This is a genomic window from Microcystis sp. M061S2 (assembly GCF_020245605.1).
In the GTDB taxonomy this organism is placed as follows: Bacteria; Cyanobacteriota; Cyanobacteriia; order Cyanobacteriales; family Microcystaceae; genus Microcystis.
In genome coordinates this window covers 55460-65795 of sequence record NZ_JADBUP010000099.1, presented here as the reverse complement: position 1 = coordinate 65795, position 10336 = coordinate 55460, and the positions used below count along the sequence as shown (strand labels likewise).

13 protein-coding genes are annotated in these 10336 nt (G+C 43.6%); 6 read left to right on the top strand and 7 right to left on the bottom strand.

Annotated elements, in window-relative coordinates:
• Together IM475_RS17120 and IM475_RS17115 are read left to right on the top strand one after the other, a co-directional pair.
• Positions 1-172, top strand: a 172-nt coding sequence (locus IM475_RS17120) for a photosystem II protein D2 (protein WP_271931852.1), incomplete at its 5' end; no start/stop codon positions are given.
• A 145-nt stretch (positions 173-317) separates the two neighbouring features.
• On the top strand, positions 318-845 hold the full coding sequence (locus IM475_RS17115) for a DUF3011 domain-containing protein (RefSeq protein ID WP_287728431.1): 528 nt from the start codon (positions 318-320) through the stop codon (positions 843-845).
• A gap of 519 nt (positions 846-1364) precedes the next feature.
• Here the strand turns inward: IM475_RS17115 and psaK are convergent.
• A complete protein-coding gene (gene psaK / locus IM475_RS17110) occupies positions 1365-1631 on the bottom strand; it encodes a photosystem I reaction center subunit PsaK (protein WP_002736399.1) in 267 nt (88 codons plus the stop codon).
• A gap of 120 nt (positions 1632-1751) precedes the next feature.
• Between psaK and IM475_RS17105 the strand changes: the two genes are divergently transcribed.
• A complete protein-coding gene (locus IM475_RS17105; protein WP_287728429.1) occupies positions 1752-2390 on the top strand; it encodes a phosphoribosylanthranilate isomerase in 639 nt (212 codons plus the stop codon).
• Between the two features lie 55 nt (positions 2391-2445).
• Here IM475_RS17105 and folE read toward each other — a convergent pair whose 3' ends face one another.
• From folE to IM475_RS17090, 3 genes are all read right to left on the bottom strand, one after another.
• On the bottom strand, positions 2446-3144 hold the full coding sequence (gene folE / locus IM475_RS17100; RefSeq protein ID WP_287728428.1) for a GTP cyclohydrolase I FolE: 699 nt from the start codon (positions 3142-3144) through the stop codon (positions 2446-2448).
• A gap of 49 nt (positions 3145-3193) precedes the next feature.
• Positions 3194-3922: an SDR family oxidoreductase gene (locus IM475_RS17095; protein ID WP_287728425.1), complete on the bottom strand. Its 729-nt coding sequence runs from the start codon at positions 3920-3922 to the stop codon at positions 3194-3196.
• Positions 3923-4267: 345 nt separating this feature from the next.
• A complete protein-coding gene (locus IM475_RS17090) occupies positions 4268-5173 on the bottom strand; it encodes a hypothetical protein (protein WP_287728423.1) in 906 nt (301 codons plus the stop codon).
• A 44-nt stretch (positions 5174-5217) separates the two neighbouring features.
• Here IM475_RS17090 and IM475_RS17085 point away from each other — a divergent pair, with 44 nt between their 5' ends.
• Both IM475_RS17085 and IM475_RS17080 read left to right on the top strand, forming a co-directional pair.
• On the top strand, positions 5218-5625 hold the full coding sequence (locus tag IM475_RS17085) for a hypothetical protein (protein ID WP_287728421.1): 408 nt from the start codon (positions 5218-5220) through the stop codon (positions 5623-5625).
• A gap of 77 nt (positions 5626-5702) precedes the next feature.
• Positions 5703-6062 carry a hypothetical protein gene (locus tag IM475_RS17080; RefSeq protein WP_287728432.1) on the top strand — a complete coding sequence of 120 codons (360 nt, stop codon included), beginning with the start codon at positions 5703-5705 and terminating at the stop codon, positions 6060-6062.
• On the opposite strand, the gene nblS is transcribed toward IM475_RS17080, so the two are convergent.
• From nblS to IM475_RS17065, 3 genes are all read right to left on the bottom strand, one after another.
• Positions 6043-8034: a two-component system sensor histidine kinase NblS gene (nblS, locus tag IM475_RS17075; RefSeq protein WP_287728418.1), complete on the bottom strand. Its 1992-nt coding sequence runs from the start codon at positions 8032-8034 to the stop codon at positions 6043-6045. The two genes, IM475_RS17080 and nblS, sit on opposite strands and share 20 nt — an antisense overlap.
• A gap of 114 nt (positions 8035-8148) precedes the next feature.
• Positions 8149-8496, bottom strand: a complete 348-nt coding sequence (locus IM475_RS17070) for a DUF4359 domain-containing protein (RefSeq protein ID WP_287659277.1) — start codon at positions 8494-8496, stop codon at positions 8149-8151.
• 75 nt (positions 8497-8571) lie between these two features.
• Positions 8572-8751, bottom strand: a complete 180-nt coding sequence (locus tag IM475_RS17065; protein ID WP_002798263.1) for a hypothetical protein — start codon at positions 8749-8751, stop codon at positions 8572-8574.
• Positions 8752-9043: 292 nt separating this feature from the next.
• Between IM475_RS17065 and IM475_RS17060 the strand changes: the two genes are divergently transcribed.
• The gene (locus IM475_RS17060) at positions 9044-10177 is read left to right on the top strand and encodes a glycosyltransferase (protein ID WP_287728416.1); all 1134 of its coding nucleotides are present in this window, start codon (positions 9044-9046) and stop codon (positions 10175-10177) included.
• Positions 10178-10336 lie beyond the last annotated feature (159 nt).

Sequence of the window (10336 nt, the reverse complement as noted above, 5' to 3'; positions counted from 1 at the left end):
TGACTTCGTTTCTCAGGAATTGAGAGCGGCGGAAGACCCGGAATTTGAAACCTTCTACACTAAAAATATTCTGCTTAACGAAGGTCTGAGAGCTTGGATGGCTCCCCAAGACCAACCCCACGAAAACTTTATCTTCCCTGAAGAAGTATTACCTCGCGGTAACGCTCTCTAAAGATGGCAAGAAAATTTACCGAATAGGGGGAAGGGTGAAGTTAAATCACCCTTCTTTTTTGTTGATTAACGCACTTCAAGCACTACTACTCATTTTCTGGATACCCCTGTAAGATAAACTAGAGAATTTCTTGGAGATAAAAACAATGTTTCGCCAAATTTTATTATCTAGTCTCGGTTTATTGCTAATTTATCCCCTAGGGAGCGAGCCAGCAGCGGCCAGAACCATGAGAATTAATTGTGAAAGTCAAAGCGGTCGCACTACTCGCTGTCCCGTCAATGCTCGATGGGCCCAAGTCAGATTAATCCGCACTCGCTCCGCTGCTCCCTGTGAGGGTAATTGGGATTTCCAAAACGGCAATATTGTGGTGAGAAATGGTTGTCGGGGCGAGTTTGAGGTACGCACCGACGACCATCACGGTAATTCTGGTGGCGGTTGGGAAGGTAATGTTTACGAAGAATTTCGCCTCCCCAATATCGGTCGTTTTGTCGTTGATCGCCGCAGTTATTATGATAGTGGCAGAATTAGAGAATTTGATGCGATCGTTAATGGCAGTCGCGAACGTTGGTGGGCCAATTGTCGTGGTGGCGAACTCGGCAGCGGTAGTCGTCGCATCCGCTCATCCCGGGAAATCGATCGAGTAGTAGACTTTGTTTGTGAGGATCGGGGTTAAATACAGAAACCAAAAACCTATCTAAAACCTTTTAAAGTTACTCGTTTATATAGCTAGATAACTAAAATGAGTAACTTTTACTGAAGATAGATTTTAAGAACGTTATCAGGTAAGCTAAGACGCACTTTAACCGCCTATCCTTAGATTACCTGAATCTCCTCCAATCTCTTGACTTACCTCGAACAGTAGCTTGAGAAAACTAAAATCCTTCGCTTTTGCGAAAGAAATCCATCATCGTCATCGGTGTTTTCTATAGCATCGATCGCTCACTTTTACTTAGTTGCCTAACCAAATTTTACTGGCTGACAAAAAAGCCTTAAAAATCAACATAATAACTTCCTAAATTTTACGATCTATTGGCTGCATTTAACTTCAGTTCGGGATAAGAGAATTAGTGATTAAGGGCAAGCTTAAGAAGTAAAGTGTTTGTCAATGTGACATTTTGGGCGCAAGCATTGCTTCCCCACTCATCCTTAGGGTAGGTTTACTGGTCACTGATTACTGATTACTGATTACTGATTAGAGAATACCCGCATTAGAAAGACCGAGAACCAGTCCCGCACCGAGAATATGGCCAAAACTCATGGTAGCCAATAATTCTGGCAGACCGAAGCTTTTTTTCGAGGCTAACTGCGGCAAGGGTAAAGCAGGGCCGGCCCCAGTATTTTGGATAGCAAAATAACCGATAACGAAGGCTACTAGGTTAGCTAACGTCATGGTAATGCCGACGGATAAATTCCAGGGAATGGTTTGAGCGGTGGCTAAAAGTAAGGTGGAAGGGATCATTTGCGCTCCAGTCTTGATAAGATTTTGTTAATCACAGGGAATTATAAAAAGCTCTTGACCCGAAACTGCTTTTTGTTTGAATACTTAACAGTTTTTGTAACGTTTTGTGAATAAGATTAAATGCGAATTAAAATTTGCGGCATTACCCAACCGGACCAAGGACGAGCGATCGCCAATTTAGGAGCTACGGCCTTAGGTTTTATCCTCGTACCTAGTTCGCCTCGTTACGTCAAAATCGAGCAAATTAACGCCATTATTGCCGCAATACCCGACAAAATTGATTTTATCGGGGTTTTTGCCGACGAGCAACCGGAAATTATTCAGCAAATAATTGTTAAAACCCCCTTGACAAGTGTGCAGTTACATGGTAAGGAATCTCCCGAATATTGCCAAAGGTTGCGGCAATTATTACCCGACCGGGAAATTATCAAAGCTTTGCGGATCAAAGACAGAGAAAGTTGGGAAAAGTCGGCAATTTACTTCAATAGCGTCGATACTTTACTTTTAGATGCCTACCATCCCCAATTGCTCGGCGGTACGGGACATACCTTAGACTGGCAAGCCTTAGCCAGTTTTTCGCCCCCCTTGCCCTGGTTTCTGGCCGGAGGACTCAACCCCGATAATATTAGTGAAGCTTTAACTCGGCTGCACCCCCAGGGTATTGATGTCTCTAGCGGCGTTGAGCGATCGCCTGGTGATAAAGACATCAAAAAAGTCGCCCTCTTGTTAGAGCGACTGCAAACATTCAGTGATCAGTGATCAGTTAGAAGGTTTTGGGTGTTGGGGTTTTAGTTGAATTCCCCCATTTCCCTGACTAGAAGAAATTGGGTTTATGACGGATCAGGTTAAGATACTCCTCGCGGGTTTTCTGCTCGTCTTGGAAGACTCCTAACATGGCGCTGGTGACAGTCCAGGATCCCGGTTTCTGCACCCCGCGCATTACCATGCACATATGAGTTGCTTCCATGACTACCGCAACCCCTTGGGGGTCGAGAATTTCTTGAATCGCTTCGGCAATCTGACGGGTGAGGCGCTCTTGCACCTGTAAACGACGGGAATACATTTCCACAATGCGGGCCAATTTACTTAATCCGACCACCTTTTGGTTAGGAATATAGGCAACGTGGGCCCGACCCATGAAGGGTAACATATGATGTTCACAGAGACTAAAGAAGTCAATATCGCGCACTAATACCATCTCATTATGACCTTCATCGAAGATCGCACCATTAACGAGGGTTTCCAGGGATTGTTGATAGCCTTGGGTGAGAAACTGCATCGCTTCGGCCACCCGTTTGGGGGTTTTTAATAAACCTTCTCTTTCGGGATCTTCCCCCACCGAGATCAGGATATTTCTGACCGCATCCATCATATGTTCTTTGTTTTCGTCGGAAGTTGGATGAATTTGAGCGGTTTTGCCATTGTGGGTGTTGCGATCAGGGCGACTGGTTACGCGTGCTTGAATAGCGTCGGTTAGATTACCGTTTAAACCGTTAGAAGAAGCTATGGTCATAATGAAGAGGCCTGTAGGCGAATTGATTGATAAATAGAAGTATTTCGGGTTATAATGCCCCCGCACTGGGCATAATGGTCATCGTTTCCACTACGGCCTGTTTGGGCAGTAACACCGCTTGCAGAATGGCCTGAGCGATGATATCCGGGGTTAACATGGCCGAGCGATCGAAATCTGCTTTGACGCTATCGCTGTCCCAGATGGGAGTATTGACAGCCCCGGGGATGATAATCGTGATGCGAATGGCGTTAGCCCGCTCCTCGAGGGCTAAAATGCGAGAAAATGCCACTAATCCCGCTTTGCTGACACTATAGGCCCCCCAATCAGGGAAGAAATTATCGGCGGCGATCGAGGAAACGTTAACGATCGTGCCTCCCCCCTGTTGACGCATGGCAGGTAAAATTCCTTGCACACACTGATAAACACTGGTTAAATTCAGATCGATCACCCGCTGCCAGTCTGACAAAGGTGTGTCGGCCAAGGAGTTGGTGTAACCCATGCCAGCATTATTGATCAGGATATCGATCGGTCCGGATTCTTGGGCGATTTTAGCGATACTAGGAGCTACTTCCGGGATATCTGCCAAATCTAAGGGGTAAGCTTGGGCTGATACGCCTAAATCTGCCGCCATTCCCGCCACGGTTGCCAATTTTTGCTGATCGCGACCGATTAAAACCAGATTAATTCCCGCCTTGGCGAAAGCGAGGGCGGTTTCCTTGCCGATGCCGCTGCCGGCTCCGGTGATCAGCGCTCGCTGTTGACGAATAACAGAGTTCATGGTATAGTTTGAAATCTCTTAATTCTTGGTAGTTAGGGCAAAATTTTGGCGGTCAGGGGAACCCTAGAAAAGTTTAAGGGAATTGGGTTGGATCGGAGCAATTTTTCTCGCACCAAAACTGCTGCGGCCACCCCAGGCGGGGGGAAGCATTGACTATCGGGTAGGTTCAAGATTAAGAATCGTTACAAAATTTTACCTAGCCAATTATAGCACTGTTAAGTCAGGGATCACTAATTTTTGTGTATATTCAGATAGATATCTAACCAGCGAGGGAAAAAAGCGGACTGGTGGGCGAGAATTCTTGAGGCTGTCTTTGCCCGAAACTCCCTTTCCCCGCGCTCAAAACTACTCACCGGAGGAGATGGCAGCGCTGGGTTGAGTGCGATTGACAATCACCACTCGATCGCCGATAACGGGACTTCTAGCGAGGAGAATTCCCTCGTTATCCTTCATTTCCAAGCGCCGAAAATCGAGACTTTGGCAACGTTGAAAAACCGAATTAGCCAATTTATCCTGTTGTGATGCCTCCAGACTATACCAATTATCGCCCAAAATAACTACTAGACGACTAGCCAAAAAATCTGCCTCTACGGTAGAAATAATACCGGCGGGATAACGAGTAGTTAAATCGGTAATTTCCTCTTGAATGGCTGCGACTAAACTTTGTTCGGGAGTTAATCGCGGTTTTGCTTTGGTAATCGGGACGGGAATCGGTGCCTCTGGTGCGATTAATTCTGGGGGAGTTTCGATAATTTCCCTAGCTGCCGGGGAGGGACTAGAGACAACTTCAGGCATATTTTCGGCAATTTCCGCCGGATTTTTCGGTAAACTGACCACAGCTACTAATAGGATAGTGACTAAACTTCCTGTTAACAAGCCGGTGATTAACCAATCGGGAATTTTTTCGCTAATTCCCCCGGGTAAAAGTCGGCGAATTTTGTTCAAAATTGCCGTCCACCACCCTTCCACCTGCTCGAAATCTGGTAAAATATCGTCGATTCCCTCCGCTGCTTCGATGGGAGAATCTGGGGTTAAACTTTGCTCAACTCCTGCGAATTCGTCTGGTTTTAAAGCAGCGGCTAACTGTTGCGTTGAGTTAAGAAGATTATCAATAGCAACTTTTGGGGGTAACACTATCCCCGTTCCCGTGTTAAGTTGGGAAACGATCGAATTTAACTGCTCGATCGCCTCCTGTAGTCGGATCACCGTTTCTGCTTGGCTGAAATTCTCTCGCTCATTTGGTTGAGTCATAATCTTTCTTAACTCGCTGCCATTCTTTTTCAAAATATCATTCTATGCGCCGTTTTCTCAGTTTTTTAACCAGTATTTTCCTTGTCTTCCTAACTGCTTGTGGTAGTGTCACTCCCCCCCAAGAATTTGCCCCCCCTGGAGAAATCGTCACCAAAGCCCTTTTATTACAATTTCGTCACACATCCGATCGCCTTAGTCAATCTTTACAGATCGAGGAGCCGCAGGTAAAAATTGCTAAAATTAATGTCACCAGTCTGGAACCGATTTATGTGGGTAATTTGCCCGCTTATCACTTGCAGGGAGATTACGATCTAACTCTACAATTGCCCCATCAAAAAGATACCAAACAACACAACAATTTTGATCTTTATTTACAAAGACAGATCGAGGGGAAAACTTGGCGTTTACTCGAAGAAGTTGCCTCCCAATGGCGCAGCTATTTAGTCAAATAACCGGAAAAAGCCCGGGGATTTTGCTATAGTCTATGATCATCCGCAATGACAATCCTCAAAGGGAAAATTTAGCGATTATGATTACCTGTCCTCGTTGTCAGCACAAGGTCGATAGTCAAGCCTTGCAATGTCCCTACTGTTCTAATATTTTCAAGGCCTATGGTCATCCCGGCATGACCCTGCATCAAGCTGTCACCGGCGAGTTTTTATGTCAAACTTGTCTTTATCATGGCGATGATAGCTGTAATTTTCCCCAACGTCCCTACGCTACTGGCTGCACTTTATACAAAAATAGTCAAATAATAGCCGAAAAAATTCCTCCTCTCCCTCTCCCTAGGGTTTTTAAAAATTGGTGTCTCAGAAATAAGGGATTATTGCTATTATTAACCCTGATTTTGGGTAGTATTGCCCTGGCTTTTATAAACTCACGTCGTTAATTTTCTTGCTGGCGATCAAGCCTTGATATAGAGCTAGATCGAACCAGAAAGTTGTGCCAATTCCCACTTCACTAATCAAATTAATTTGACTATAGTGCTTTTCAATAATATTTTTGACGATCGATAATCCTAATCCCGTCCCTTCTAGGGTATGAACGCGATTTTCTACCCGATAGAAGCGATCAAATATGGCACTTTGATCCTCGGCATCAATGCCAATACCAGTATCGGATACTTCCACGCGAATTTTGGGAGTTTCTTGGGGATTATCTCTGCTTATTTTATAGGCACGAATCACCACTTTACCGCCAGCAGGAGTAAATTTTAGGGAGTTACCGACTAGATTAGTTAATACCTGTAAAAGTAGATCATAATGACCTAAAATTGGTAGTAAATTGGCTTCAATTTCCGAGCTTAATTCTAGTCCTTTATCCCTAGCATTGAGTTGATAGGTTCTTAGGGTTTGTTCGATTAATTGTCCGATATCGATCGCATCTAAGTTATAGTTACGCGAGGATTCTAACCGAGAAAGATCGAGAACATCATTAACTAAACGAGTTAAGCGATCGGTTTCATGATTGGCGGTTTCTAAAAACTCTCTTTTTTCTGTATCGCTGAGATCCTCACCAAATTCTGTCAGGGTTTCAATAAAAGATTTGATGTTAAATAAAGGGGTTCTTAACTCATGGGAAACATTGCTGATAAATTGACTTTTTGCCTCATTTAATTCTGTTTCTCTAGTGATATCCTGTAGCGTCATGGCAATTCCCCGGACATTCTCCCGATGCTGATCGAATACCTGAGTTAACAAAAGGCGAATTGTCCGGGGTTTCGGGTGAGTTAAAGATAATCTAAATTCTGCTGGGGAATAGTTATTATTTTCCTGATCAATAACAGCATTTTTCTGATTTTGATTAGCCGATTCTTCTGGCTGGAGGGTTTCTCCTGCCGCAATTTGATAGAGAGGTTTAGTTAGTCTAACCGTTAACTCCGAAGGAAAAAGATGTAGAACATTTTGACCGATAATTTCCCGATCTTCCCAGCCAAATATTTCCCGAGCTGCGGGATTAATTAATAATAATTGAAAATTAGTATCTAAGAGAATTGCTCCATCAGCAATAGTGGACATTAACGTATCTAATTTGGCTTTTTCGGCGGTCATTTCTTCGATATTTTGTTCTTCGTATCGTTCTAACTTTTCCGCCATTTCATTAAAACTGAGAATTAATTCTCCTAACTCTCCTCCCAGGGGTAAATCAACGCGCTGCTTAAAATTTCCTGCTGCAATATTTTTGACCCCGACTAATAACTCCTTGATCGGTTTGGTGATAGTTAAAGCATTAAAAACCGCCCCGAGAATCACCATAGCCCAGATCGAGACAAAAACGGCAATAGTCACATCACGGGTTAGATTAGAAGAAGCCACCACAATAGCGTTAGGATTGATCCCGATCGCTAATACTCCCAAATATTTGCCCTCATGATTTAAGGGAACAAAGACATCGGTTACTTCACCGTCGGGGGTTTTGTGCTGACGGATGAGGGGAGTTTCCCCATTTTCGCCATAATTTTCCGGTAATTGAATGCGACGCTCGATCGTCAGGGAGTTCTTAACTTCGGCGGTAGAATAGGGAATACCGAAAAATATTTCACCCTCCTCGTTAGCGTAGATCAAATAACGAACACTGGAGGTACTACTATAAAAACGGGCTGAAAAACGGGCTAAATCGGTTAAATTGTCCTCAGCAATCAGAGGGGAGACATTAGCGGCTAATAACAGCCCTAAATCCCGGCCAAAACGGGTATCATTGAGACGGACATCCTGCTGGATCGTGTTAACCGCCCAAAAGGTTAAACCACTCATCAACAAAGAAACGGCTAAAGTAGCCGCGGCCATTAATTTAGTTTGGAGAGTGAATTCGGACCACCAACGGGCGATCGCTTCTCGGAGAATGAGCAGAAAATTAAACACGGTTAGGCAGGATTAATCGGTGTTCTTGAGGAGTCTATCGCTCAAATCGCGGGTTAACACGATCATCTTAACTCATTATTAAGCTGGTAGCGGTTAAGCTGGCAGCAATCTCACCTAAGTCTCCGAGAAAGTCAAGAAGTGTCCAAAAGCGCCAAGAGTTCTAATTTTAGCTACCCCCGGTGCCTCTGTGGTGTAAATGCTGAACACACCTAAATTTTGCCGTTGACTAGAGGTTTCGATCGCTGGTTTTAAGATTTGATTTTTGATCACATTTCTGGCTGCCACTGGTAAAGAATCGATCGAGTCACAGAGACTGATTTTCTCGCAAGCGATTTTGTCGGCATGAGCGAGAAGTTTTTCCGAGGCGTATTCGCTGTAAAGTTCTTGGGGTGGATTGGTAAATCCCATAATCCCCGCTACCACCCCCAATGAGATCGCTCCCTTGAAGAAATTACCCCCCATAGCTACTTAGCTCCTTGATTTTGTCTTCTCCACTCTATTTTGACAAGACATTTTCGATCCGGCTAGGGAGCGGTGTTAACTTCTTAAACCAATACCGGGTGCATAGCACTCTAGTACATTTCCCGTGAGACTGCAACTAATTAACAGATAATCACAGTGAGAACAGGCGGTGCTAACGAGATGGTGTTCTAAAATATGCTGTCTTTCGGCAAAATTTCCACAATTAGGACAGCGTACTTGTTGCAGGGTGATCATAGCAAACCTCATTAATTAGTTATCTTCTGTATATAAAGCTAGTTTTTCTTGATCCCAATGGGTTTAAGCCTATTTTTTCCTTGATCCCCATTATGGAGTCGCTAATCTGATCTTGCTAGTAATTTTTACTAAACTTTGCAATTTTTCTGGAAAATTTTAATAATTTCTTTCTGGTGTTTTTTACCGTGATCGGATATGTGTCGGTAATTTTGGGGAAGAGAAAACCAGTAAGTGAACTCTTAAACTGCCGATCCTTACTGCTATAATTACGGCTGAGATTATTGATTATCCTATGAAGTATGCTCTGGTTCACGAGTGGTTAACCCCAAAGGCGACGGGGGGATCGGAATTAGTGGTTAAGGAGATTTTACAATGTCTAGAGGCGGATTTATACGCTTTGGTCGATTTTGAGTCCACTAATCCCGATAGTTATCTCTATGGTCGCTCGATCGGGACAACTTTTCTGCAAAACTTCCCGAAAGCGAGAAATGGCGTACAAAAATACTTACCTTTTCTTCCCCTAGCGATCGAGCAGTTAAATTTAGAGGATTATGATGTAATCTTATCCTCCTCCCATTGTGTGGCTAAAGGGGTTTTAATTCGACCGGATCAGGTGCACATTTGTTATTGTCACACTCCGATGCGTTATGCTTGGGATTTAACTTTTGACTATCTGGCTAATAGTAAGTTAGGACAGGGATTACCCGGTATTTTCACCCGTTATCTCTTGCATGGGTTGCGTCAGTGGGATGTGATTTCTGCTAATCGTGTGGACTATTTTCTGGCTAATTCCCACCACACCGCTAGACGAATTTGGCGCTGTTATCGACGGGAGGCAAAAGTTATTTATCCTCCCGTACAAATCGAGCGTTTTCCCTACCAAGAGAAAAAAGAAGATTTTTATTTAGTAGTCTCTCGTTTGGTTAGTTATAAAAAAGTCTCTTTAATTGTGGAAGCGTTTAATCAATTGGGATTACCCCTAGTGGTTATTGGAGATGGTCCACAAATGGCTTTAATTCGTCAGTTAGCCAAGGATAATATTCAGATTTTAGGTTCCGTGTCCGATCGAATGGTAGCAGAATATATGTCGAAAGCAAAAGCGTTTATTTATGCTGCTTGTGAGGATTTTGGTATTGCTTTAGTGGAAGCGCAAGCTTGTGGTACTCCCGTGATTGCATTTGCCGCCGGAGGTGCTTTAGAAACCGTGCGGGATCTGCGGGAAAATTCTCCCCAGGGAACAGGATTACTTTTTGGGGAACAAAATCCCCAATCCTTGCTGGAAGCAGTTAAATATTTTGTCGATCACGGTGATAAAATTGATCCAGAAAATTGTCGGCAACAGGCTAATAGATTTACTCCTGAAATCTTTCAAAGTAACTATAGTTTATTTGTCGAGGAACATTCAATATCTAAAAATTATTGCTAACTTTAATTAGAGCAGTTATCTTAATGGAGAGCTAGGAAGTTTTCGTTTTAGGGAGTCGGTCATCGGTCGTCGATAACAAATTAGGTTACACTTTATTTTGATGAGAAACGTTGTATTTACTCAATGGTGGGAGTGCATCACCTGCGCTCAAAATGTAAT

Bases quoted from the DNA above. Each gene is read 5' to 3' on its own strand.
- IM475_RS17115 (WP_287728431.1), top strand. From the start codon at position 318: ATGTTTCGCCAAATTTTATTATCTAGTCTCGGTTTATTGCTAATTTAT.
- psaK (WP_002736399.1), bottom strand. From the start codon at position 1,631: ATGATCCCTTCCACCTTACTTTTAGCCACCGCTCAAACCATTCCCTGG.
- IM475_RS17105 (WP_287728429.1), top strand. From the start codon at position 1,752: ATGCGAATTAAAATTTGCGGCATTACCCAACCGGACCAAGGACGAGCG.
- folE (WP_287728428.1), bottom strand. From the start codon at position 3,144: ATGACCATAGCTTCTTCTAACGGTTTAAACGGTAATCTAACCGACGCT.
- IM475_RS17095 (WP_287728425.1), bottom strand. From the start codon at position 3,922: ATGAACTCTGTTATTCGTCAACAGCGAGCGCTGATCACCGGAGCCGGC.
- IM475_RS17090 (WP_287728423.1), bottom strand. From the start codon at position 5,173: ATGACTCAACCAAATGAGCGAGAGAATTTCAGCCAAGCAGAAACGGTG.
- IM475_RS17085 (WP_287728421.1), top strand. From the start codon at position 5,218: ATGCGCCGTTTTCTCAGTTTTTTAACCAGTATTTTCCTTGTCTTCCTA.
- IM475_RS17080 (WP_287728432.1), top strand. From the start codon at position 5,703: ATGATTACCTGTCCTCGTTGTCAGCACAAGGTCGATAGTCAAGCCTTG.
- IM475_RS17070 (WP_287659277.1), bottom strand. From the start codon at position 8,496: ATGGGGGGTAATTTCTTCAAGGGAGCGATCTCATTGGGGGTGGTAGCG.
- IM475_RS17065 (WP_002798263.1), bottom strand. From the start codon at position 8,751: ATGATCACCCTGCAACAAGTACGCTGTCCTAATTGTGGAAATTTTGCC.
- IM475_RS17060 (WP_287728416.1), top strand. From the start codon at position 9,044: ATGAAGTATGCTCTGGTTCACGAGTGGTTAACCCCAAAGGCGACGGGG.